The organism is Brasilonema sennae CENA114, from assembly GCF_006968745.1.
Lineage (GTDB): Bacteria > Cyanobacteriota > Cyanobacteriia > Cyanobacteriales > Nostocaceae > Brasilonema > Brasilonema sennae.
Genome location: NZ_CP030118.1, coordinates 5,007,031 through 5,030,735, shown reverse-complemented (window position 1 = coordinate 5,030,735; position 23,705 = coordinate 5,007,031). Strand labels below are relative to the sequence as shown.

The following is a 23,705-nucleotide window of genomic DNA, read 5'->3' as shown; positions in this document are numbered from 1 at the left end:
CTAGGATGAAAAATGATGTAGGTGTGGAATGCCTATTCGGCTCTTGCATTACATCGCTAGGAGGCAAAACCTTTACGGAGAAAAATAACCGGGAAACAATCAGCATGGTCAATCAGAAATTAATGGCTCCTGAAATTGGATTTACTCACGATGATTTCGCTGCTCTGTTGGACAAGTACGATTATCATTTTAGCCCAGGTGATATAGTACCAGGAACAGTATTCAGCATAGAGCCGCGCGGCGCTCTGATTGACATAGGTGCAAAAACAGCTGCATATATACCTATACAAGAAATGTCTATCAACCGGGTGGATAGCCCGGAAGAAGTATTACAATCCAACGAAACAAGAGAATTTTTCATCCTGACCGATGAAAACGAAGATGGTCAACTGACGCTATCCATTCGCCGTATTGAATACATGCGGGCTTGGGAACGGGTACGACAGTTGCAAGCAGAAGATGCGACTGTTCGTTCTGGTGTTTTTGCCACTAATCGTGGTGGAGCTTTGGTGCGGATAGAAGGCTTACGTGGATTTATTCCCGGATCTCATATTAGCACACGCAAACCAAAAGAAGAATTGGTTGGCGAAGAACTACCATTGAAGTTCTTAGAGGTAGACGAAGAGCGTAACCGCCTTGTATTATCTCACCGTCGTGCGCTGGTTGAGCGCAAGATGAACCGCCTAGAAGTTGGTGAGGTCGTGATTGGTACTGTACGCGGTATCAAGCCTTACGGTGCCTTTATTGATATTGGCGGTGTGAGCGGTCTACTCCACATTAGCGAAATTTCCCACGAGCATATAGATACGCCTCATAGTGTCTTTAATGTCAATGATGAAGTCAAAGTCATGATCATTGACTTGGATGCAGAACGTGGTCGTATCTCCTTGTCTACCAAACAACTGGAACCTGAACCAGGTGACATGATTAAAAATCGCGATTTGGTTTATGACAAGGCAGAAGAAATGGCTGTTAGGTATCGCGAACAGTTGCTAGCTAAACAGCAAGGTGCTACTACTGTGAGTGCTCCATCAGATGAAGCCGCTGAAACTAGCGCTGAAGAAATACCACCAGCAGTTGAACCAGTTGAAGTTGAAGCACCTCAAGCAGTTGAACCAGTTGAAGTTGAAGCACCTCAAGCAGTTGAACCAGTTGAAGAGGAAATACCAGCAGCTATTGAAGAGTAATGCATTTGCCGTTGTGGTTGGATACAGCGGCTATTTAGTAAAGCTTATAAATAAAGCTTAAAAAAAATACTGGATGAAGAGGGAAAATCCCTCTTTTTTAATAACTAATATTTGACCACAGGGGAAGTTTGTCCCCAGCTTCCAGTGAAGACAAACGTCTCAATGGACTTGCGCTGGCGTGGAGATAACTCGCGCTGTTGGTATTGTTCTGGTAGTGATTTGGATTCGCCGGGGTATCCAATAGCGATTGCCGCTACTGGCTCATACCCTTTAGGAATATTGTACAACTCCGTTCCACAACTTATGGACAAATATCTCGTCCACTTGTTGCTTCCTGTTTCAGCGACTCATAACTAATAGTGGCATCAACCACTATCCCTTTTTGTACCATCAGAACATACCGCAAATGACGTTATTCCAACATCAATTCCCACATAGCCACCTTGTACTGGAGATGGTTCTGGTCTTTGAGCTTCTACGGTCAGACTGACAAACCAACGGTCAGCTTCACGGTTGACCGTTGCAGATAAAATTCGACCATAAAATTTACCTGTATATTCTTTGGTTCGTATCTTTCCTAGTCGTGGCAATTGTACAGATTTTGTGTTGACCCGGATAGAACCAGTAAGACGAAAACCATCTGTTTGTCCCTTCTTTTTAAATTTTGGGAAGCCAACATTTCTACCAGCTTTTCTGCCAAAAGCAAAGTTCTTGAATGCTCTGTCTAAGTCGCGCAACGCTTCTTGAGGAGAGCATTTACTCACCTCATACATCCACGGGAACTCAGTTAATTTAAGCCTGTTGAGAATTGTGTGCGGAAAATTGATAAAAAAATTTTCTCTTTATAGAGATTGAGCTATTCAAATATTTTCATATATTTCTGACCCTTTTTTTCTTTTTTAAAAAAGCTCAGTATGCCCTCAACAGCATTTTTTCTATTCCCTATTCCGTATTAAGGGTTTCCTCCCCGACGAGTTAGTTCATAAATCAAATCGGATTCCTATTGTTAACAAGTTTGCGTTAATCACATGACTTGAATAAAAGTTTGAGCACATCTCATTTGCGTCAACTTGGCTTCACTCAAGGTGTGAAATCTCTGCCTACAAAACTTCAACAAGTTTTCAGGGTTTTTCCTCTATTAGTCTAGAGGAGAAAAAATGACCATATATGAGATTCAACCAATATTTAACAAAATAGGCAAATGATTATTTTCGATCCTATAACCCTGAGTGCTATTAACCATATTCTTAATACCACTTCTGTGATCAGTGTTAGCAATCAAAATCAATTAAGCTTGAGTCTCACTCAAAAGACCAAGTTGGAGTTAGCAAATAGCTCAAAAAAGTTTTCACATCTGACAAAAACGATTACCCCTATTCTCACAGCCCAAACCACCACCTCAGATAGGAGCAAATGTGGTCGTGCTCAACTACGCGATAAGTACACACAGCCGTTTGCCTGCGACAGTATTTGGAATATGCCAATTGGAGCAAACGCGCAATATGTTGATGCTCAGATCAGCTCAACGCGCGTTGGAGTTGATACAGATTGGTTCATCATCACCCAACAAAGTGATCCAGCTGTGCCAACTTATATGCCTGGCTCATGGGATTCAAATCGCTGTACTGGCACTCAGATGCAGCAGCAAGCGCAGTGGCATCCCGAAGCGGGTGAGCCGTTGAAGGTTCCTTACAATCTGATCATTGAGGATGCAAAGGAATACTTTACGCCAAATAACTCCTCAGCGTTCCTAAAGCCTGATGGCAGAACATTAGTGTCTTTTAACGTGACCACCCGTTGTTACCAGGGTGCTCCACTTTACGGCGTTTGGTTTGGAGAGCAAGACATTTACGGCGATGGCATTTACGGTGGACATGGTGGCTCAGGGATGTCGAGCATTGGTGGTAGCATTCGCAAAGGTGAGTTGTTGAACAACAAGCCTATCCGTCACGCACTCAAGATCGATATCTGGGGTAAGTGGCTGCATTATAATCCTTCATCGTCAACTCCTGGTTACCGCTGGCCAGCTCGTCTGGCTGATAGTAATGCAGCAAACCAATATCAGGGGTCTAATCCCGCGCTGGTTTTAGGTTCGTTGCTAGCAATTCCACCTGATATCACAGCCAAGAGTTTGGGACTGACCTCTAAAGCAGGTAAAAAAATCTTCCAAGCCATGCAAGACTACGGCGCTTACGTTGTTGATGATGCGGGTTGGGACTACAATTACCTTTGCGTTGAGCGAAGTGCTGAGCAAGAGTACGAAGCAGTGACCGGATATCACATGGATGGAGATACAGCGTTCCAAGCGGACTTCGCCAAAATTATTGCTGCGGTGAAGGTAGTGGACAATAACGAACCGAACAGCATTGGTGGAGGTGGTACACCACGCCAACCTTTGGCACCACCAATTAAAAATTAGAAGCGAGCAGTCCTAGAGCAACCGAGGAGGGCTAACACATACCCTCTTCGCAGTTATCAGTTACCAGTTACCAGTTATCAGTGTTCACTGTTTTAACAACTATTAAGTAGGATTACCGCATCTTAACAGACGGAGATCACGACAGTTATAAAGATTAAAAATGCTTAACATTTCGTTACGATTGAAACATCACATCAACAGAGGTCAAACAAAACCTCTGTAAGTTGAAATCAAAGGTGAAAGGTATGAATGGGACTATTCGCGTTGGCAATCTCTTCGGGATTCCCTTCTATATCCATCCGTCTTGGTTTTTAATCCTGTTCCTAGTGACTTTAAGCTACAGCGGTGGACTAGCAGCACAATTTCCTCAATTAAGTGGTGGATTAGCTTTGCCACTGGGATTGCTGACAGCAGTATTGTTATTTTCTTCGGTTGTCGCCCATGAATTAGGACATAGCTTTGTCGCTATTCGTCAAGGAATAGATGTAAAATCAATTACACTATTCATATTTGGTGGGTTGGCAAGCTTAGAAAGAGAATCGAAAACTCCAGCGGAAGCTTTTTGGGTTGCAGTTGCAGGTCCTTTAGTTAGCTTAGTGCTATTCGCGATACTGACAGCTATCGGTTTTGTGGCTACTCCAACAGGACCATTGGCAGCAATCATTGGACTACTGGCTTCTATTAACTTGGCATTAGCTCTATTTAACCTTATTCCGGGCTTGCCTCTAGATGGTGGAAATATACTGAAAGCTCTTGTTTGGAAAGTAACAGGTAATCCATATAAAGGCGTCGTTTTTGCCAGTCGAGTTGGGCAAATCTTTGGTTGGATAGCTGTAGCCTCTGGTTTACTTCCAGTACTATTGTTTGGTAGCTTTGCTAACATCTGGAATTTGTTAATTGGTTTCTTCTTAGTGCGAAATGCTGGGAATGCAGCTCAGTTTGCTAAAGTACAAGAACAATTGACTGGTTTAACAGCAGCCGATGCAGTCACACTGGATAGTTCAACTGTGTCTGCGAGTCTAACCCTGAGAGAGTTTGCTGACGAGCGTATTTTGAATGGTCAAAACTGGCATCGCTTCTTGGTGACTGATGAAAGTGGACAATTGGTAGGAGCAATATCTGTTCAAGATTTGCGAACTGTCTCCACAGCACTTTGGTCAGAAACTCAAGTACGAGAAGTTATGCGACCAGTCCAACAAGTCGTCACTGTCCAATCTGACAAACCCTTGTTGGAAGTGATGCAGCTTTTAGAACAACAGAAGTTATCTGCACTTGCCGTAATTTGTGACAATGGCGTACTGGTCGGACTTCTAGAAAAAGCTTCAATTATCAGCCTCCTTCAAAGGAGAGTGCAAGCGAATCCTGCATAATCATGAGTTGTTTAAACAACATCGCCTTTCCTCTCCACTTTTAAAAGAAGTGGGGAGGAAAGTGTATTTACGTTTTGGTCAAGATTGGGAAACACCTGAAACAATACGGTAGTCTGTTGTTCAACAGAAGGATTGAAAATTTTTGTACCATCTTTATGACTGTCGAATATCACACCAGTAAGCTTAATAAGAAAGTCCTAAGTTTAGGCGTTCCAGCAAGAATTGCTAAGTTCAGTGCAATCAGTGTTGTCCTAGGAATATTCGCGGCTTTGCCCATTGCTTTAGCGGGGGAAGCTAAAGCGTTACAAGTACAAGTCAGTCCAGAAACTCCTAGACTTGGCGATACTATATCAGTTGTCGTGAATTTAGATAATCCAGCTAATGGTAGCAATGTCACAGTCACTAATGGTGATCAGACTTATCCAGCATATGAAATAGCACCACAACAGTATCGGGCTTTTATCCCCACCACGCCTTTGGAAAAAGCTGGAACCAGAAATGTTCAGGTTTCTTTTGAAGGTCAAGTGCAGAATTTATCCATACAAGTACGCGATCGCAAATTCCCCATACAGCGCATTAACCTACCCCCAGGAAAAGCTGGTGTGGAAGCCACAGAGTATGAACTCAAGCGTGCAGCAGAGTTTAAGGCAATACGAACACCAGAAAAGTTTTGGGATGCGGCTTTTTTGGCACCGAATAAAGGCCCGATCACAACAATTTATGGTGTTCGTCGCTATTATAATGGTAAATTCGCAAATGATTATTACCATCGCGGCGTTGATTATGCTGGGGCAGCTGGTTCGCCTGTTGTCGCCCCAGCTGCAGGACGCGTTGCCTTAGTAGGTAAGGTATCTCAAGGGTTCCGAGTTCATGGTAATGTTGTTGGGATTGACCACGGGCAAGGAGTGGCAAGTATTTTTATGCATCTGAGTCGTATTAATGTTAAAGAAGGTGATATTGTCAAACCTGGTCAACTCATTGGCGCTGTGGGTGCAACTGGCGCTTCTACAGGTCCACATTTACATTGGGGACTTTATGTGAATGGAAAATCTATTGACCCTGTACCTTGGAGAGATCAAGCAGTAAAATAGTAACTATTTGCGTATTCTTTGCTCATATGTGGGCAAAATAAATAGGATTGATTGGTACCGTGCCCCCCCTTGCTTGGATGGCTAAAAAATGATGAGCGTTATGAGTATTGAAAAAATTGTGGAACAAGCTCTCCGGGATGGTTATCTAACACCAGCAATGGAAGCAGATGTTGGGCGAATCTGTGATAGCGCGAATGAACTCTCAAAACAAGAGTACATGGCGTTGGATCAGTTGATGGGCGCGCTATTGACTGGGGAAGTGGTGGCGGTACCACGCAAACAATTTATCAACGTTATGGAAGAGTTGGTACTCACAGAAGCAATATCCCGTGTAGCAGAAATTGAGGCAACTAGCGAAAGTTCTCTCGATGTTGGGGATATTGCCGCTTACGCCCTGAACCGCCTACCACCTTTGTATGCCACCACAGAAGAAGGTGCCAACTACCAGCGCCAACGTGCCAAAAAAGAACTCCAGAAATTGATTGCCCAGCGAGTCGCCGAGGCGATCGTTAGAAACTTAGACCGACCGAATGATGACAGGACGCCAGTTGGAACAAAAAATACTGGCAACGAAGTTCTGCGCCAAGTTAGTACCTTACTCCAAGCATACGCACCTCATTTTGAGCAAAAATGAGAGTAGTCACGCCCTAAGTCCTTACGGACACGCTGCGCGAACGGGCAGGGAAAAGGTTAAAGGTTAAAGGGGAAAGGGAACCACCAAACTAAAGCTCTTGGCTTGAAGTAAGGACACCGAAATTCTCACACTTTGCGTCGCACTGCGTTAGCTACGCTAACGAATTGAATCTTTTCCCCCTCCATGAAGAAAGTCGCGCAGCGCCGCGAGCGAAGCGTGGCGGTCTGGGGCTTGTACCCTTGGATCCTTCCCCTTTCCCCCTGCCCCTTCGCCCCTAATCCCCACTTTCCCCCTCTTCGGTCATTCGTTATTTGTCATTCATCAAAAAGAAATGACAAATAACTCATAACTCATAACTCATCATTATTATTGACGGACTTCCACTGGTGTACCTAAACTCACCTGGTGGTAAAGTAAGCGCACATCAGGATTACGCATCCGCAAGCACCCATGGGATATTGCACTGCCCACAACCTCCTCATCTGGTGTGCCGTGAAAGCCAATTTGATTGCGTCCATCTGACCAAAAACCAATCCACCTGTCTCCTAAAGGACTATCTTCACCTGACGGAAAGACTTTGCCAGTAATTGGGTGACGCCACATAGGATTGAGTTGCTTGTGTATAATCTCGAAGGTACCAGTGGGGGTTTCCCAGCCTTTTTTCCCCACACCTATTGGGTAGCTTGCAACAACAACATCCCCATGATAAACGTAAACGCGGCGATCGCTCAAAGCAACTACCAATAAAGTCTTTCCAGATACCAACCCAAGAGATGATTTTTCTTGAGCCGAACTTTTAGCCGATAGCAAATTTGAGATATTGGACGCAATTGCATTCTGTCTTCCCTGTATCAGTTGCCACGGTTTTTCTGCTGCAAAGGCTTTCTCAGATAAAATAACGTTTCCACCTGTTTTTAACTTTGTATCAGCAGTCGTAGAACTCGTCATGTGCCAGCGGACAGCCAGAGATAGCAGTGCTGTACCAAAACAGAGCAACATCACTACACGTGTTAATAAGTCGTTTCTTACTCTCGCCATCGTCTATTCTCTTTAAGAGACCCAGCTCTTCCATTTAGCTATCAGCTTACCCTACCTTACTCTAACCTTTGATCTACTCTACCCACCATAGCCCTACCCTGTACCAACTCTTCAAAACTGGCATTCATTAAAAATCAAGAGCGAACAATAGTTATACTTATATTTTTTTTATCTTCTCATGATTTGGTTACCAAAAATTCATCAAGATTTATCAGTTTCCTCATGAATTCGTCAATACTCCCAGGCAAACTAGGTCTTAAGGACATTCCGTTACTGCTTTGACATGAACCAAATTCAGATCAGAAACTTTCCTTGGAGTGGAACTCTTCACTAAATGTAGCAATCATTAATTGGCGTGGGTGAGAGAAAAATTATGTTGGAAAAACTATTGTTAGCAGTTACGATTACTTTTTCTTTAAATCTGTTTTCGCAAGTTCACATACCCAAGCAAGCGAATGCAAATCTCAAGAATTACCAACAAGAAGCTGAAAGAGCAGCAAATATCGTGGTAACATTGCCACGGCAAGAAATTTTTTTGAAACAAAGCAAATGACCAACAAAGAATTCAAAACTCACAGAACACAAAATGCATTATTAGTCTCGTGGATTGTTGAATCTTACTGAGTTGATTTTGTTTTAACTTGTTTTTTGTTCAAACTTTGTCAAGCGTAAGTGGTCAGTTCTCAAGATCGCACAAACATAAGTAAGATTGCCCTATAGTTGTACCTCATAACAAAGAGGTGCACAAAGGTGGGTGTATTTGTAATAGACGTATGAAGTCTTTTTTTGTTCCATTATCTTTGTGTCTAGTTTAGTATACCAAGAGTGTTCCAGTCAAAAATCCGTCACTCTATCAAGGAACTTCCAACTGATTAACAGGTCTAATAGATAGGGATGATTTAAAGCCAGTGCGATCTATGAGTCAATCGATTACTGTATCCTGGTCAACAGTTGATACAAGGCTTCCAGAAACCTCAGTACAAGTTGAGAAACTCTCAAATCATGACCTAATTTTGCGTTGTCAAGCAGGATTACGCCCTGAGCGTGCTGGGTTTGCTGAGTTGTTACGTAGATATCAATCCCAGGTAGATAGAGTCTTATACCATCTAGCTCCTGATTGGCCTGACAGAGCTGATTTGGCTCAAGAGGTTTGGATTCGTGTATATCGGAATATTAACCGATTACAAGAACCATCCAAATTCCGAGGCTGGTTAAGCCGTATTGCCACCAACTTGTTTTACGATGAGTTGCGTAAGCGCAAGCGGGTTGTCAGTCCTTTGTCACTGGATGCTCCCCGTTCGGTAGACGATGGCGAGATGGATTGGGAAATTGCAGGAGATACTCCTGGACCCGAGGAAGAACTGACGACTAGAGAGTTTTATGAGCAACTACGTGAGGCGATCGCTGATTTGCCAGAAGTATTCCGTACAACAATAGTTCTGCGAGAAATCGAAGGATTGGCATATGAAGAAATTGCCGAAATTACTGGTGTTTCTCTAGGAACAGTTAAGTCGAGAATAGCTAGAGCAAGAGCGAGATTGCAATCTCAGTTGCAAAATTATTTAGATTCGTAATAACAGTTTCCATCCTTTGGTTAATGGCAGATTATGATAATTCGTTAGTATTATGAAAGAGATAGCAGAGTGCTTCTGCCAACAGGAAAAGAATTGATTAATTTCTCATCTTAGTCCGCTGTGTTTACCCGTGTAGGAATTGGTAATAATGTTAAAATGACTACTGATTCTCAGTTTGATGACCGTTCTGCCTTGCAACATCACAAAGATTTGCGAGGTGGGAATACTGAGCATACCAATGAATTAACGGGTGCTATGGATATGGTGAAGCGCGATCGCTTCGAGTTATTGAGTGCTTACCTCGATGGTGAGGTGACGGCTGCTGAACGCAAGCAAGTCGAGCGATGGCTTGCAGAAGATGCGACAGTTAAGCGTTTGCATGCGCGACTATTAAAGTTGCGACAAGGTGTACGGGCTATTCCAGTACCTGAACCACAACAGTCAGTAGAAGAAACAGTCGAGCAAGTGATGGCACGTTTGCGCCGTCGCCCTAGGCTAGTATTGATGGCTGGAGGGGCTGCTATTGCAGCTTGCATGATTAGTGCCTTTTCTGGTCTACTGACAGGTGGTGAGTCTAGGCTACTTCAATTGGCTCAAAACCAACCAACGCAGACACAATCAGTAATGTCTACTCCTGTTGTCGCCTCACCGCTTAGGGTTGCTATAAATAATCCAGTGATCCCAATTCCAAAAACAGCAGAAGCCTCTGTTGAAAATTTAGATGATAAAAAAGTAGAGCCTCAATCGCAAGATATTGAGCATGAGTTCAATATTAAAGACTATGTAAATTAAAAAGTTATGAATGATGAATTTTAAGTAAAAAATTAAGTTAAAAAAATTTAGAATTCATCATTTGTGTTTATGAGAACTACTCCACCAACCATTGGGTTGGTGGATACCTTGTAATTGAATGGCTAGCTTTTCTGTCATTATGTAAACCCAGGCATAACCAAGCAAGTGTCCTTGTAGATCCTGGGTTTCTATTTGCTTTCTGTTGTAAAGGTTTTCTGATGCGTCTCGATCAGGATGGTAACCTTCCAACTCGTCCAAAGCCGTCAACACATCTGAGTTAGTTAATGAGAGTAAATATCCGTATACGGCGTCATCTCCTGGTATCATTGCTGGATAACCCATTGGTAGGGCAAATAATTTTCCCTGTGCAACGGCTCTAGTAGTATTGACTACCTTACCAGCACAGTACCTGGAATAATTTTCTTCACCTGGTTTAAGAGTCCCGTAGACAAAAACTTTTATCACCAAGAATCTTTAATAACTCCTGAAGTTGCTAGTTACGAAAATGCGTGTTTCAAGGGTATTGGCAAAGACCGAGATTAAAACCTTGAGCAGAAATTTCTTCTTCGTCGCCACATGAATCGATTTGGGAAACTTCCCTGGTAATCAGGCCCAAAACCGTTTCAATGTAAGTCTTTTACTCATATTCTGCTTGCAATACAATACTACATTCTATTTACACTGTCAAAGATGTAGTCTATTCTGCACAAGCTGTAAAATTTTGCCAATTCTCCCAATATTATAAATGTAACGATTTAAATTGGGGGAGTGGATGTGCCAAAAGCTGGCATGAGAATTAGACAACTAGCCCACGAACGTAGAACTAAAGCTTTAGCATGCTTTGGAGGGGCATTTAGTTTAGTTGTCTCTCCCTTTTTGATTTTGTTACTGATATCAATCCCGTCGCGATTGGGAATATTGGTTGTGCTTGGCTGCTGGGTTGGTGCAGCTTTGCTTTACCAACAGGGGCAAAAGTTGTGGGTCAAAGCCAATCAAGCAGACCAAGGTGCCCACGGAGATCGTCCTAAACGTTGAATCACTGTAAAGCTCTGAACATATCTAAACATTGCTGTTCATTTTCTTTATTTTCTTTTTCAAGGACTGAATGTATTCTCGCAACACATCACTTTTATTCAAATCAACTAGCTGACAATATAGCTCTAGTGTTTTTAATTCGTCTGCTGTAATCCGAATCTCTAACCTTTCCGTTTGTTTAGCCATTGACATGCCGTGCAATTATACGTACAATAATCGTATAAAACAAAAATATAATCTGCAATGTACGCCATCAAAGTAGAGCTAAAACTAAATAATAAAGAGCAAACTTTGATGCGTAAACATTCTGGTTATGCACGTTTTGTTTATAACTACGGCTTGGCACTGACACAGGGTTTGCACTCTGCTGGAGTAAAAGGAAGTATCACTAAACAGATAAACGAAATAAAGAAAGTATTCACCAACTACACCAAAAAGCAACCAGAAAATCAATGGATGAACGAGCTATCGTCCAAGGTTTATCAACGAGCTTTTATGGATTTAGGACAGGCTTACCAAAGATGGGCTAAAGGGTTATCTGGTAAACCTGTCTTGAAATCGAAGAAGAATGGAGATTCGTTTACTGTTTACGACAGCAATGGCAAGGTTTTAATCTTGTTTGGCAAAAAGATAAAGATTCCGACTTTAGGGACTTTTCGTCTCAAAGAAGCGAACCCGTGTTCGTACTGCACGCAAACTTTTACTATCAGTCGCCAAGCTGATAAATGGTACGTATCTTTTGCAGTAGATGCTGATAGAATACCGCCAACTTATCACCCACAAGAAGCGGTAGGAATTGATTTAGGCGTGAAATGTTTTTGCACCCTCAGTGATGGTTTCCAAATTGAAGCCCCCAAGCCTTATAAAAGAGCGAAAACCAAGCTAGCCAAGGCACAGTGGCGAAATCGAAATAAGCAATCTGGCAACCGTCGCCAAGGAATAAAACAGTCGAATAGAGCAAAGAAGTTTTATAACTCTATTGCCAAGAAACACGCTCGAATCGCCAATCAACGCCAAGATTTTCTGCATAAGACGACAACAGATATAAGCTGTAAGTTTTACCGGATTCGGATAGAAGACCTAAACGTTTCAGGAATGCTGGCTAATAGAAAACTTTCGTCAGCAATTTCTGATTTAGGATTTTACGAATTCCGTCGTCAACTAATCTACAAGTCTGAATTTTTCGGAACCAAGGTAGAGTTAGTTGACAGGTGGTATCCATCGTCAAAACTATGCTCAATCTGCGGGAACAAGCACGATAATCTGAAACTTTCTGACCGAGTTTATCAGTGTCAAGATAGATCGTGCTTGGCTCACACAATAACGATGGATAGGGATTTGAATGCGGCTTATAACTTGTTGAACGCACCATTGGATTTTGTACGGTTGGCTCAACCGGAAGTGACGCTCGTAGACAAGAAGTAGCCGACTACCTTGGCTGAAGCGAGAAATAAACCGCATTGTTCAGCAATGTATAAGTTTTATGGAGCAGAAGAAGAGGTAGCGCGACTGTTAAAACCTCTGGAACGCCAAGGCTGGATAATTGAATACAATGTTCCGCTTAAGCGCTGGGGTGATGCGGATGTATTTTTGTGTTCCCCTAAAAGCAATTATTTTGTAATAGATGTCAAAAGTAACAAAGGCAGAATATTTTTTGATGGTGCTATGCTGAAGCGACGCTACGGCAAGCAGGTTCATGATTTTTACGGGAAAAACTTGTTACAAGCAGTTAAGGGTCAGGCAAGTGCTTTAAAAGATATGAAGCGCGTGAGTTTTGTGCAACCAATCATTTGTTTTACACAGGCAAATCTAGAGAAAATCAAGCAGAACAAGCAAATTAATGGTGTATATGTAGTTAATGCAGTAAATTTATTAAGTTTATTGACGTCAGCACCAAAGAAATTGACAAAATATAGCTAGTTTAACAACTGGTTGAATGGTTCCAACCATACAAGGACTTACCCTTTATCAAGTTGAGAATCTCGCTGCAAGTTTCTTCTGGTGTCTTGCCTTTGGTGTATAGCGTGAACTTCGCAAGCTCATAGTTTGAGGCGTGTCTGATGAAGTGTTCGTTGATGTTTGGTTTATCATCTGGCACATACTTATTGCGCTCATTAAGGATCTGCACCGACTCATATTCGTTGGGTGATCGAAGTAAAAGAACAACATTAGGATACGGTGCTAGAGCTTGCTGAACTCGTTGGAATAAAACAGCGTCCTCATACACGGAATGACCAGCCCCAAAATCAATGATGCATTGGTTATGTTCGGATAGCAGCCTTTCAACAGCATAGGCTTCAAATGGCTTCCAATACTGGTAGACTCCCCAGAACCCCTCAGTTTCTCGTTTATGCTTTGCTAGTTCCTCGTCATAGCCGATCGCTTTGTAGTAGTCCCACCGTCGCTCATCCATCGAGTATTGTGGAAGACTGAGCCTGTGAGCTAGAAGCGCCCCAATCGTAGTTTTGCCAGTACCAATCGGACCAATGAGAATGATGTCTGATTTCATGTTCTTCTATTGTCAGCCACAGAACCGCTGCCAACACCATCGCTTTAATATGCGCGGATCGCAGTGCCGTCACGGTAACTCTAGAGTATGCCACAATAGCGAAACAGAAGCGACTATTAAATTCAGTTAGGAGTTCTCGTTGTGGAGTCCCGATATAACCCAGCAGCAATTGAGGAAAAATGGCAAAAAACATGGACTGAACAAGGCTTAGATAAAACTATTACAGATAGCAATAAGCCAAAATACTACGCGTTGTCCATGTTCCCTTATCCTTCGGGCAGCCTGCACATGGGTCACGTCCGTAATTATACGATTACTGATGTAATTGCTCGCCTCAAACGGATGCAAGGTTATCGGGTACTACATCCTATGGGTTGGGATGCTTTTGGCTTACCAGCAGAAAACGCCGCGATTGATAGAGGAATACCGCCGGCGAAGTGGACGTATGAAAATATGGCTCAGATGCAGCAACAATTAAAGCGTCTTGGCTTGTCCATTGATTGGGATTGCGAACTTGCCACGTGTTCGCCTGATTATTATAAGTGGACGCAATGGATTTTCTTGCAATTTTTAAAAGCGGGGTTGGCTTACCAAAAAGAAGCTGCTGTAAACTGGGACCCAATTGACCAAACTGTCGTGGCAAATGAGCAAGTTGACGGCGAAGGACGTTCCTGGCGTAGTGGTGCCAAAGTTGAACGCAAACTCTTGCGGCAGTGGTTTTTAAAAATTACTGACTACGCTGAAGAATTGTTGAATGACCTCAACAAATTACCAGGTTGGCCAGAACGCGTCAAGTTGATGCAGGCAAACTGGATTGGTAAATCCACAGGGGCTTACTTGGAATTTCCCATTGTTGGGATGGAAGAAAAAATCGGCGTGTATACCACACGTCCAGATACAGTTTTTGGCGTTAGCTACGTTGTGTTAGCGCCAGAACATCCTTTGACAAAGCGCGTCGCTACACAAGAACGAGAAGCAGAAGTAGAAGCTTTTATTCAAGAGGTTTCCAATCAAAGCGAGTTGGAACGCACCGCTGAAGATAAACCCAAGCGCGGAATTCCCACTGGGGGTAAAGCAATAAACCCGTTTACTGGAGAAGAAATTCCTATCTGGATTGCTGATTACGTGTTGTACGAGTACGGTACGGGCGCAGTGATGGGCGTTCCCGCACACGACGCACGAGATTTTAAGTTTGCCAAGGAACAGAATCTGCCTATTAAAGTGGTGATTGTACCACAGGCAGAAGCAGATAAGGATTCTACTCCACAAGCGGCATATACAGAACCAGGAATTGTGGTTAATTCCGGTCAATTTGATGGCATGGCTTCCACAGATGCTAAGAGTGCGATCGTGGAATACGCTGAAAAACAAAGTTTTGGCAAAGCACGCGTACAGTATCGCTTGCGGGATTGGTTGATTTCACGGCAAAGATACTGGGGCGCACCCATCCCAGTGATTCACTGTCCGAACTGTGGCACAGTACCAGTTCCTGAAGAAGATTTGCCAGTGCAGTTGCCAGAAAATGTTGAATTTTCTGGACGCGGACCTTCACCCTTGGCTAAATTGGAAAATTGGGTGAATGTGCCTTGCCCAACTTGTGGTACTCCGGCAAAGCGGGAAACTGACACGATGGATACCTTTATTGATTCCTCGTGGTACTTCTTGCGCTTTACCGATGCTAAAAATGAGCAACAGGTTTTTGATTCCGCGAAGACAAATGACTGGATGCCAGTGGATCAATATGTAGGTGGTATTGAACACGCGATTTTGCACTTGTTGTATTCGCGGTTCTTTACAAAAGTATTGCGAGACAGAGGTTTGTTGAATTTTGATGAACCTTTCCAACGCCTGTTGACTCAAGGCATGGTGCAGGGTTTAACTTATTTAAATCCTAACAAGTCTGGAAAAGATAAATGGATTCCTTCCTATCTTGTTAGTAATCCAAATGACCCTCGCGATCCGCAAACAGGTGAATTATTGCAACGCCTTTACGCCACCATGTCTAAGTCTAAGGGCAACGGTGTCGCACCAGAAGAAGTTATCAGCAAATATGGTGTGGACACTGCCCGGATGTTCATCTTGTTCAAAGCGCCCCCAGAAAAAGACTTGGAATGGGATGAAGCTGATGTGGAAGGACAATTCCGCTTCTTGAACAGGGTTTGGCGATTGGTTACTGATTTTACCCCCCAGTCTAGAAAAGTTAGCAATCGGCAAACTCAATTGAGTAAAGCAGAAAAAGACTTGCGGCGGGCAATTCACATTGCTATCAAAGAAGCTACGGAAGATATGGAAGGTGAATATCAATTCAATACGGCGGTATCAGAATTGATGAAATTGAGTAACGCTTTGGCTGACGCTAGCTGCAAAGAGTCACCGATTTATGCAGAAGGTATTGAGACTTTGGTGGTGTTGCTGGCACCTTTTGCACCTCACATTTCTGAAGAATTGTGGCAGCAATTGGGTCATAACGAATCAGTCCACAAACAAGCTTGGATCAAGTATGATGAATCTGCCTTAGTTGCTGATGAAATAACTTTGGTGATTCAAGTTAACGGCAAAAAGCGTGCAGATCTTCAAGTTCCGGCACAAGCAGATAAAGCAGAGTTGGAAAAGTATGCTCGTGAGTCAGAAATTGTCCAGCGTTTTCTTGAGGGTAAGGAAATTAAAAAGGTGATTGTGGTGCCAGGAAAGTTAGTAAATTTTGTCCTTGGTTAAAGGGTTTTTCTCATTGACGAAATGAAGAAAAGGAAGAAGGTAATATCTTTGTTGCCTTCTTTTTTATTTGTGCTTTTTTAGGCGATCGCATAGTTCATATCGTGATTCAGCAACGTCTGAAATCTGATAAAGTTGATGTCAATAATTTGGTTCTATCGACCAAATGCACCAACACCGTAGTAACAAGGATTATCACTGCAACTAGCCATATTAACCCGAATTCGATAGGCTCCACTATAGTTCGGATTTATACCAATGGCAGGAGTATCATCATTGTCCGAATCAGAAGCAATTAGATTTCCAGCACTATCATAAAGTCCAATATCTAAATCTCGACAATCTCTGTCGCACACTCCAATTATGGCGTATGGTGTACCTGCACGCAGATTAATTGTAATATTATGAGAACGACCGTGGGCGAGTGAATCGACAACAGGTTCATGAGTTAAAGTCAAATTGTGGAAACCAGCAGATCTTGCTGCTCGTATTAGTTGGCTACGAATATCATTAACATATTGGCTATTATCAGCACGGACTGCGGTAGGTGCAAGGAAACAGGTAGCCGAAATAGCAGCGAGTGTTGCAAGTGCTTTGGTTTTGAGTGTTTTATTTAACATTGGTGTTTGTTGAATTCGATATTCTCATCAAACACTGTGGCGACTTGAGTTAAGACTGGAGATGTTATTGAGTTAATTTGAGTTATATTGTTTTCTGATTGTCTTTTATTAAAGTACAGAAATATTGACGGTATAGCTCACATCTTGGTATAACTTGATCATTTTGTAATGTAACCAATCCTAGACTATATAATTTAAACCTGATTTCTGTTGTTAAAATTACAGGATGGTCGTTTGCAACAATGTCTTGCATTGCTTTCCCTAATTCTGGCTGTTGCTGCAAAATATATTCTTGCCGTTGCAGATGCTGACGATAAATACCTGCTGCTGTTGGCGCTGTTTGCAAGAAGTTAGCTAAATTTATCTCTCCGTTAGCTATTTTAAATAGAGCTAAACGTACCAAAAAAGGGTGTCCTCCCACTAATTGTGTCAAGTTATTTATTTCTGTATCGTGCCAATTTAGTTGATGACGTTGGGCTAAATCTTTTACTTGCTCGTGGGTAAATTCTGGTAACTCCAACGCTAAACCAACGTTAAATGGTGATTGGTTAATATCAACTGGTACATAAGCATCGGTAGAATATGCGATCGCTAATCTTAATTGCTTCCAAATATCTCGACGTTTAGCTTCTTCATGGACAGCACGCAACAATCCAAAAAAATCTTTGTAGATTTTGGGATATTCAAATAATCTATCAACTTTTTCTAACCCTAAAACCAGCGGTTGGTTGATTTCTGGGAATAAATAGCGCTCAAAGTAATTTTTACAAGACTTCATGTAACCAAAGCGCTGTCCAGATTTCCAATGCTCATCAAGTTGTTGCAGCAATTTTTCTAGCAATTCTCGGTCATTTCCTGCTAATGCTTCGGTGACAGTATCGCAAAACCACCGCAGAAATTTATTTAAGTCTGAGAAAAACTCCTCGTCCGCTATCTGAAAATCGATGCTTACTACTTTATTACCTTGGTTTTCTGCTTGTTGGAGAATCCGCGCGAGAAGTGAAGATTTACCCATGTGCTGCGGTGCTTTGATGCGAATTAGAGAACCAGGTTTTTTGATTTCCGCATAACAACGTTGCTCAATGGGCAGACGTTCTATATAAAAGGGAGAATCTAATGGCACTTCTCCTTCTGGATATTCTAGGTCGAGAGTTAAAGATGGGGAGTTGGGAGTCGCAACGGGGGAAGGTAAAAAAGAAGAGTCAGAAGAGGAACTATTTATTTTTTGTGTTTTTGGTGTATTTACACTTGCCAGTGCTTCAAAATCGGCAATTTCGTTAACTTCAAAACCTAATACCTCGCAAAGTTCGTAGAAGTTGAGGTATTCAACTGTCCTACCGTTGAGGAAAAAGTTAATTACTGATTGACTACGACCTACTCTCTCAGCTAAATCGATTTGACGGACAAAACCTTTTTGTAACTTTCTTTGCTTGACTAGGGGAATACACTCTGTCTTTACTCGGATTCCACGCGGCATAGCTGAGTAACAAATAAACTACCAAGTTTAGCTTACAGGATAAGTATTTGTTTGGTAAAGTAAAGAACAACTCAATAGCAACACAATAAGAACTAAATATTCCGGAAGTTAAACTCAAGATAGGTATCGATGTAATTTTTATCCCTATAGAAACAAAGTTATGACGGGAGACTACGAGTATAAAGTTGGTGGTAGTTTAGAGTCAGATGCTCCCAGCTATGTAACAAGGCAAGCAGATTATGACCTTTATCATGCACTAAAGGCAGGGGAGCTATGTTATGTTTTTAACTCCCGGCAGATGGGTAAAACGAGTTTGTTGGTGCGGACGATGAAACAGCTACAAGCTGATGGTTTTGCTTGTGCTGTGATTGATATTTCTGGATTGGGTAGTCAAGATATTACCATTGAGCAGTGGTATGGGAGTATTGTTGATAGTTTATTAACTGAACTGAATTTTGTTGAACCAGAAGATTTGGCTGTATGGTGGGACAAATCTATCGAAATTACTCCGCTGCGACGTTTGGAAAAGCTTTTTGATGAGTTGGTGCTGCCAAATATTCATCAAAATATTGTCATTTTTCTGGATGAAATTGATAGTATCCTTCGTTTAGACTTTCCTGCTGATGATTTTTTTGCTTCAATTAGAAGCTGTTATCAAAGACGCTCTTTTAAAGATGAGTATAAGCGGTTGAATTTTGCGTTGTTCGGAGTAGCTACACCTTCAGATTTAATTAAGGATGAGGAAAGAACACCGTTTAATATTGGGAGAGCGATTCAACTTTATGGGTTTAAATTGGATGAAGTGGCACCTTTGACAAAAGGGTTTGAGGGGAAGGTAGAGAATCCGCAAGCTTTGATGCAAGAGGTTTTGGCTTGGACAGGGGGACAACCTTTATTGACGCAGAAGGTTTGTAATTTGTTAAAGGTGACTTTGAAAAAACCTCTCTCCAAACCTCTCTCCTACGAGGAGAGAGGCTTTGAATTTATGGTTTCTCATTCTCTACAACAAAGAAACGAAAAAATTGACAATTCCCCTCTCCGAAGCGGAGAGGGGTTAGGGGAGAGGTTCCTAATTACACAGTTAGTAGAAGGGGTAGTGAGAAGTGGAATTATTGAAAATTGGGAAGCTCAGGATAAAGAAGAACATTTAAAAACAATTCGGGATAGGATATTAGTTAACGAGCAAATTACTGTGGCATTGTTGGGTTTATATCAGCAAATTTTGCAGCAGAGTGAGATTGCTATTAATGGTAGCCCTGAACAAATGAGGTTACGGTTAACAGGGGTAGTAGTTGAACAGCAGACAAAATTAAGGGTTTATAACAAGATTTATGGGAATGTCTTTGATATTAATTGGGTTGAGAATGAACTAGGTAAATTACGTCCCTATACTAATAATTTAAAGGCTTGGCAAGAGAGTGGATACCAGGATGAGTCCTGTTTGTTGCGGAGAGAAGATTTAGAAATTGCTCGTGTGTGGGCTGGTGGAAAAAGTTTGAGTGATGTTGATTATAGATTTTTATCTACGAGTGTAGAAGCAGAGTTAAATCAAAAGGTTGCGGAGGCAGAAGTCAGACAAAATAAAGCTTTGGAGAAAGAGAAAAAAGCTAATCAGCGTTTGACGGAAGCAGAAGGCAAGACAAAGAGACAGGTTCGTATTAGCATTGTTGCTTCGGTTTTTTTGGCGCTGTCTATAATTGGTGCGTTAGCTGCATTGATAACGGCAGGTGAAGCTATTAAAAAACAAGATTTAGCTACTTCAAAACTAAATAATGCAAATAAAGAACTGCAATCTGTTACTGACCAAAAACAACAAGCTGAGACTGCATTCACAAAAGCACAAGCCAACCAAAAAAGTGCAAATGCTAATTTAAAAAAAGCGACTGAGGATGTAAAGAAGAAAGAGCAAGATTTGCTGCAAAAAGACCAACAATTAAATATAGCCAAAGAAAAAGAGAAATCTGCAAACGAAGCAGTTGGTAAAGCTCAGGGAGACAGACAACAAGCACAGCAGCAAGCATTATTAGCTCAAAAACAGCGTCAACAAGCAGAACAAGCACGTCAAACTGCTGTAGATGGACTAACTTTAGCAAAGCAACAACAAGACTCAGCGCGCAAACAGACGGGACAAGCCAAGAAAGACCGAGAAATCGCTTTAAAACAAAAAGAAGATGCACAACAGCAGCGACGAAAAGCACAACAACTGGCACAAACCGCCGAAAATCAGCGAAAAAGCGCAGAAGCACAACGCAAAAATGCCCTGACGGCTACGCGATTAGAACAAGTAGGAGTTAGAACATTGCGTCAGTTCTATGTAGGAAGGCAAATTGAGAATTTAGTTGAAATAATGCGGGCTGGAAAGGAGTTGAAAAGTTTAGTTAAAGGTAAACCATCTTTGGCTGATTACCCAGCTTATAGCCCATTGTTTAGTTTACAGGAAATCTTGTTAAATATCCGCGAACGCAATCAGTTAGAGGGGCATCAAAGTGAAGTCAACAGCGTTGCGTATAGTCCCGATGGCAAAACCTTAGCTTCTGCTAGTGACGATAAGACTATAAAATTGTGGGATGTGGGGACCAGAAAAGAAATTACCTCTTTAACTGGACATCAAAGTAATGTCAACAGTGTCGTGTTTAGTCCCGATGGCAAAACCTTAGCTTCTGCTAGTTGGGACAAGACCATAAAATTGTGGGATGTGGGGACCAGAAAAGAAGTTGCCTCCCTAACTGGACAACATTCATTAATAGACAGCGTCGTGTTTAGTCCCGACGGCAAAACTTTAGCTTCTGGGAGTTCGGGCAACACCATAAAATTATGGAATGTGGGGACCAGAAAAGAAATTACCTCCCTTACTGGACATCAAAGTACAGTCACCAGCGTCGTGTTTAGTCCCGACGGCAAAACCTTAGCTTCCGCGAGTGGGGACAAGACTATAAAATTGTGGAATATGGGAACCAGAAAAGAAGTTGCCTCCCTCACTGGACATCAAGATACAGTCAAAAGCGTCGTGTTTAGTCCCGACGGCAAAACCTTAGCTTCTGGGAGTTCGGACAACACCATAAAATTGTGGAATGTGGGGACGGGAAAAGAAATTGCCTCTCTAACAGGACATCAAGAAACAGTCAACAGCGTCGTGTTTAGTCCCGACGGCAAAACCTTAGCTTCTGGGAGTTCGGACAACACCATAAAATTGTGGAATGTGGGGACGGGAAAAGAAATTGCCTCTCTAACAGGACATCAAGAAACAGTCAACAGCGTCGTGTTTAGTCCCGACGGCAAAACCTTAGCTTCTGGGAGTTCGGACAACACCATAAAATTGTGGAATGTGGGGACGGGAAAAGAAATTGCCTCTCTAACAGGACATCAAGAAACAGTCAACAGCGTCGTGTTTAGTCCCGACGGCAAAACCTTAGCTTCTGGGAGTTCGGACAACACCATAAAATTGTGGAATGTGGGGACGGGAAAAGAAATTGCCTCTCTAACAGGACATCAAGAAACAGTCAACAGCGTCGTGTTTAGTCCCGACGGCAAAACCTTAGCTTCTGGGAGTTCGGACAACACCATAAAATTGTGGAATGTGGGGACGGGAAAAGAAATTGCCTCTCTAACAGGACATCAAGAAACAGTCAACAGCGTCGTGTTTAGTCCCGACGGCAAAACCTTAGCTTCTGGGAGTTCGGACAACACCATAAAATTGTGGAATGTAGGGACGGGAAAAGAAATTACCTCCCTCACTGGACATCAAATTCATGTCACAAGCGTCGTGTTTAGTCCCGACGGCAAAATCTTAGCTTCTGGGAGTTCGGACAAATTCTTATTCACTTCTGTTGGGGACAACACCATAAACATACAATTGTGGAATGTAGGGACGGGAAAAGAAATTACCTCCCTCACTGGACATCAAGGTGAAGTCAGGAGCGTCGTGTTTAGTCCCGACGGCAAAACCTTAGCTTCTGCTGATTTGAAGACCATAAAATTGTGGGATGTGGGAACGGGAAAAGAAATTGCCTCCCTAACTGGACATGAAATTGATGTCAACAGCGTTATGTTTAGTCCCGACGGCAAAACCTTAGTTTCTGTTAGTGACAACAAGACCATAAAATTGTGGGATGTAGGAACGGGAAAAGAAGTTGTCTCCTTAACTGGACATCAAGATTCGGTCAGCAGAGTTGTGTTTAGTCCCGACGGCAAAACTTTAGCTTCTGCGAGTTTAGACAAGACCATAAAATTGTGGAATGTGGGGACGGGAAAAGAAATTATCTCCCTGACTGAACATCAAGGTTCGGTCAACAGCGTTATGTTTAGTCCCAACGGCAAAACCTTAGCTTCTGCGAGTTCAGACAAGACCATAAAATTGTGGGATGTGGGAACGGGAAAAGAAATTATTTCCCTAACTGGACATCAAGGTGAAGTCTACAGTGTTGTGTTTAGTCCCGACGGCAAAATCTTAGCTTCTTCTAATTGGGGGACTATAAAATTGTGGAATGTAGGGACGGGAAAAGAAATTGCTTCCCTAACTGGACATCAAGGTTACATCAGCGTCGTGTTTAGTCCAGACGGCAAAACCTTAGCTTCTGCTAGTGGCGACAAGACCGTAAAATTGTGGAATGTAGGGACGGGAAAAGAAATTACCTCCCTCACTGGACATCAAGGTTGGGTCAGCAGCGTTGTGTTTAGTCCTAACGGCAAAACCTTAGCTTCTGGAAGTTTAGACAAGACCATTAAATTATGGAGTATAGATTTAGATGATTTACTGGCGCAGGGCTGTAACTATTTAAATGATTATCTCGCTACCCGTGATAAGTTGCGCCAGGAGATTTGTCCAAATAAATGAGGGGACTATCGAGAAACAAATTACACAATATATATACAAAGAGTTACAAAAAATGTGTTTTTCATATTTAACGGAAGCAGTTACGACACCTGCTGATACCCGACATTCTTCATAACTCTCGGTTTATCCCTCTTTTGTCACTCCAGGAAGAGGAAAAATGAATGCCGAATTCTTTCGTACTGTAGCAACTAGAAAATAGACATTTCACGAACGCAATTTAGGCATTACAGATTTCATTCAGCGAAAGTGACAAAAGAGGGTTATTCTTCATGCCAACTTACTTAAAGCTTATGAGTATTTTTATTTACCATCTTCAATAAAAGTAGTATTTTTTGTTACATTTTGAAGTGCGGAATGTGGGATACAACTAACTCATAGCCTGCTTAACTTTTTGCGATCGCTCTTTAGTTTAA

Annotated in this window: 21 protein-coding genes; 13 read left to right on the top strand and 8 right to left on the bottom strand. The window is 42.2% G+C overall.

What is annotated here, in order from left to right; genetic code table 11:
• Window positions 1-104 precede the first annotated feature (104 nt).
• Window positions 105-1,187: a 30S ribosomal protein S1 gene (locus DP114_RS21105; protein WP_171978251.1), complete on the top strand. Its 1,083-nt coding sequence runs from the start codon at window positions 105-107 to the stop codon at window positions 1,185-1,187.
• A 104-nt stretch (window positions 1,188-1,291) separates the two neighbouring features.
• Here the strand turns inward: DP114_RS21105 and DP114_RS21100 are convergent, their stop codons facing one another.
• Both DP114_RS21100 and DP114_RS21095 read right to left on the bottom strand, forming a co-directional pair.
• Window positions 1,292-1,498: a nitroreductase family protein gene (locus DP114_RS21100; RefSeq protein ID WP_246162614.1), complete on the bottom strand. Its 207-nt coding sequence runs from the start codon at window positions 1,496-1,498 to the stop codon at window positions 1,292-1,294.
• A 54-nt stretch (window positions 1,499-1,552) separates the two neighbouring features.
• Complete coding sequence (locus tag DP114_RS21095) at window positions 1,553-1,951, bottom strand: RNA-guided endonuclease InsQ/TnpB family protein (RefSeq protein WP_211178432.1); 399 nt, start codon at window positions 1,949-1,951, stop codon at window positions 1,553-1,555.
• A 437-nt stretch (window positions 1,952-2,388) separates the two neighbouring features.
• Between DP114_RS21095 and DP114_RS21090 the strand changes: the two genes are divergently transcribed.
• The 4 genes from DP114_RS21090 (at window position 2,389) to DP114_RS21075 (ending at window position 6,701) form a co-directional block, all read left to right on the top strand.
• Window positions 2,389-3,606 carry a hypothetical protein gene (locus DP114_RS21090; protein ID WP_171977050.1) on the top strand — a complete coding sequence of 406 codons (1,218 nt, stop codon included), beginning with the start codon at window positions 2,389-2,391 and terminating at the stop codon, window positions 3,604-3,606.
• A gap of 245 nt (window positions 3,607-3,851) precedes the next feature.
• Window positions 3,852-4,976 carry a site-2 protease family protein gene (locus tag DP114_RS21085; RefSeq protein ID WP_171977049.1) on the top strand — a complete coding sequence of 375 codons (1,125 nt, stop codon included), beginning with the start codon at window positions 3,852-3,854 and terminating at the stop codon, window positions 4,974-4,976.
• Between the two features lie 155 nt (window positions 4,977-5,131).
• Entirely contained in the window at window positions 5,132-6,067 is a 936-nt protein-coding gene (locus tag DP114_RS21080; RefSeq protein ID WP_171977048.1) for a M23 family metallopeptidase, read from the top strand.
• 100 nt (window positions 6,068-6,167) lie between these two features.
• Window positions 6,168-6,701 (top strand): late competence development ComFB family protein, encoded by a 534-nt coding sequence (locus DP114_RS21075; RefSeq protein WP_169265080.1) that lies wholly within the window; start codon window positions 6,168-6,170, stop codon window positions 6,699-6,701.
• 366 nt (window positions 6,702-7,067) lie between these two features.
• On the opposite strand, the gene DP114_RS21070 is transcribed toward DP114_RS21075, so the two are convergent.
• A complete protein-coding gene (locus tag DP114_RS21070) occupies window positions 7,068-7,739 on the bottom strand; it encodes a L,D-transpeptidase (protein ID WP_169265079.1) in 672 nt (223 codons plus the stop codon).
• 373 nt (window positions 7,740-8,112) lie between these two features.
• Here DP114_RS21070 and DP114_RS21065 point away from each other — a divergent pair, with 373 nt between their 5' ends.
• The 3 genes from DP114_RS21065 to DP114_RS21055 all read left to right on the top strand — a co-directional run bounded on the left by DP114_RS21065 (window position 8,113) and on the right by DP114_RS21055 (window position 10,105).
• Window positions 8,113-8,292, top strand: a complete 180-nt coding sequence (locus DP114_RS21065) for a hypothetical protein (RefSeq protein ID WP_169265078.1) — start codon at window positions 8,113-8,115, stop codon at window positions 8,290-8,292.
• 364 nt (window positions 8,293-8,656) lie between these two features.
• On the top strand, window positions 8,657-9,313 hold the full coding sequence (locus DP114_RS21060; protein WP_169265077.1) for a sigma-70 family RNA polymerase sigma factor: 657 nt from the start codon (window positions 8,657-8,659) through the stop codon (window positions 9,311-9,313).
• 156 nt (window positions 9,314-9,469) lie between these two features.
• Window positions 9,470-10,105: an anti-sigma factor family protein gene (locus tag DP114_RS21055; protein WP_169265076.1), complete on the top strand. Its 636-nt coding sequence runs from the start codon at window positions 9,470-9,472 to the stop codon at window positions 10,103-10,105.
• A 57-nt stretch (window positions 10,106-10,162) separates the two neighbouring features.
• On the opposite strand, the gene DP114_RS21050 is transcribed toward DP114_RS21055, so the two are convergent.
• Window positions 10,163-10,567, bottom strand: coding sequence for a gamma-glutamylcyclotransferase family protein (locus tag DP114_RS21050; RefSeq protein WP_171978250.1), 405 nt, complete (start codon window positions 10,565-10,567; stop codon window positions 10,163-10,165).
• Window positions 10,568-10,894: 327 nt separating this feature from the next.
• On the opposite strand from DP114_RS21050, the gene DP114_RS21045 reads away from it, so the two are divergent.
• Window positions 10,895-11,140 carry a hypothetical protein gene (locus tag DP114_RS21045; RefSeq protein ID WP_172195259.1) on the top strand — a complete coding sequence of 82 codons (246 nt, stop codon included), beginning with the start codon at window positions 10,895-10,897 and terminating at the stop codon, window positions 11,138-11,140.
• A 24-nt stretch (window positions 11,141-11,164) separates the two neighbouring features.
• Here DP114_RS21045 and DP114_RS21040 read toward each other — a convergent pair whose 3' ends face one another.
• A complete protein-coding gene (locus DP114_RS21040; protein ID WP_169264249.1) occupies window positions 11,165-11,326 on the bottom strand; it encodes a CopG family transcriptional regulator in 162 nt (53 codons plus the stop codon).
• 57 nt (window positions 11,327-11,383) lie between these two features.
• On the opposite strand from DP114_RS21040, the gene DP114_RS21035 reads away from it, so the two are divergent.
• Window positions 11,384-12,565, top strand: coding sequence for an RNA-guided endonuclease InsQ/TnpB family protein (locus DP114_RS21035; RefSeq protein WP_169264248.1), 1,182 nt, complete (start codon window positions 11,384-11,386; stop codon window positions 12,563-12,565).
• Between the two features lie 9 nt (window positions 12,566-12,574).
• Complete coding sequence (locus tag DP114_RS21030) at window positions 12,575-13,060, top strand: nuclease-related domain-containing protein (RefSeq protein ID WP_171977046.1); 486 nt, start codon at window positions 12,575-12,577, stop codon at window positions 13,058-13,060.
• Between the two features lies 1 nt (window position 13,061).
• Here DP114_RS21030 and DP114_RS21025 read toward each other — a convergent pair whose 3' ends face one another.
• A complete protein-coding gene (locus tag DP114_RS21025; protein WP_169265074.1) occupies window positions 13,062-13,649 on the bottom strand; it encodes a shikimate kinase in 588 nt (195 codons plus the stop codon).
• A gap of 141 nt (window positions 13,650-13,790) precedes the next feature.
• Between DP114_RS21025 and leuS the strand changes: the two genes are divergently transcribed.
• Window positions 13,791-16,364 carry a leucine--tRNA ligase gene (leuS, locus tag DP114_RS21020; protein ID WP_171977045.1) on the top strand — a complete coding sequence of 858 codons (2,574 nt, stop codon included), beginning with the start codon at window positions 13,791-13,793 and terminating at the stop codon, window positions 16,362-16,364.
• A 152-nt stretch (window positions 16,365-16,516) separates the two neighbouring features.
• Here the strand turns inward: leuS and DP114_RS21015 are convergent, their stop codons facing one another.
• Together DP114_RS21015 and DP114_RS21010 are read right to left on the bottom strand one after the other, a co-directional pair.
• On the bottom strand, window positions 16,517-16,981 hold the full coding sequence (locus tag DP114_RS21015) for a hypothetical protein (RefSeq protein ID WP_169265072.1): 465 nt from the start codon (window positions 16,979-16,981) through the stop codon (window positions 16,517-16,519).
• An 82-nt stretch (window positions 16,982-17,063) separates the two neighbouring features.
• Window positions 17,064-18,458, bottom strand: coding sequence for an AAA-like domain-containing protein (locus tag DP114_RS21010; RefSeq protein WP_169265071.1), 1,395 nt, complete (start codon window positions 18,456-18,458; stop codon window positions 17,064-17,066).
• Window positions 18,459-18,618: 160 nt separating this feature from the next.
• On the opposite strand from DP114_RS21010, the gene DP114_RS21005 reads away from it, so the two are divergent.
• Window positions 18,619-23,292 (top strand): WD40 domain-containing protein, encoded by a 4,674-nt coding sequence (locus tag DP114_RS21005; RefSeq protein WP_172195257.1) that lies wholly within the window; start codon window positions 18,619-18,621, stop codon window positions 23,290-23,292.
• The last annotated feature ends 413 nt before the right edge of the window (window positions 23,293-23,705 follow it).

Coding starts and splice junctions, on each gene's coding strand:
- DP114_RS21010 (WP_169265071.1), bottom strand. CDS start 18,458: ATGCCGCGTGGAATCCGAGTAAAGACAGAGTGTATTCCCCTAGTCAAG.
- DP114_RS21040 (WP_169264249.1), bottom strand. CDS start 11,326: ATGGCTAAACAAACGGAAAGGTTAGAGATTCGGATTACAGCAGACGAA.
- DP114_RS21075 (WP_169265080.1), top strand. CDS start 6,168: ATGAGTATTGAAAAAATTGTGGAACAAGCTCTCCGGGATGGTTATCTA.
- DP114_RS21055 (WP_169265076.1), top strand. CDS start 9,470: ATGACTACTGATTCTCAGTTTGATGACCGTTCTGCCTTGCAACATCAC.
- DP114_RS21105 (WP_171978251.1), top strand. CDS start 105: ATGGTCAATCAGAAATTAATGGCTCCTGAAATTGGATTTACTCACGAT.
- DP114_RS21045 (WP_172195259.1), top strand. CDS start 10,895: ATGAGAATTAGACAACTAGCCCACGAACGTAGAACTAAAGCTTTAGCA.
- DP114_RS21070 (WP_169265079.1), bottom strand. CDS start 7,739: ATGGCGAGAGTAAGAAACGACTTATTAACACGTGTAGTGATGTTGCTC.
- DP114_RS21085 (WP_171977049.1), top strand. CDS start 3,852: ATGAATGGGACTATTCGCGTTGGCAATCTCTTCGGGATTCCCTTCTAT.
- DP114_RS21065 (WP_169265078.1), top strand. CDS start 8,113: ATGTTGGAAAAACTATTGTTAGCAGTTACGATTACTTTTTCTTTAAAT.
- DP114_RS21035 (WP_169264248.1), top strand. CDS start 11,384: ATGTACGCCATCAAAGTAGAGCTAAAACTAAATAATAAAGAGCAAACT.
- DP114_RS21060 (WP_169265077.1), top strand. CDS start 8,657: ATGAGTCAATCGATTACTGTATCCTGGTCAACAGTTGATACAAGGCTT.
- DP114_RS21090 (WP_171977050.1), top strand. CDS start 2,389: ATGATTATTTTCGATCCTATAACCCTGAGTGCTATTAACCATATTCTT.
- DP114_RS21005 (WP_172195257.1), top strand. CDS start 18,619: ATGACGGGAGACTACGAGTATAAAGTTGGTGGTAGTTTAGAGTCAGAT.
- DP114_RS21025 (WP_169265074.1), bottom strand. CDS start 13,649: ATGAAATCAGACATCATTCTCATTGGTCCGATTGGTACTGGCAAAACT.
- DP114_RS21080 (WP_171977048.1), top strand. CDS start 5,132: ATGACTGTCGAATATCACACCAGTAAGCTTAATAAGAAAGTCCTAAGT.
- DP114_RS21015 (WP_169265072.1), bottom strand. CDS start 16,981: ATGTTAAATAAAACACTCAAAACCAAAGCACTTGCAACACTCGCTGCT.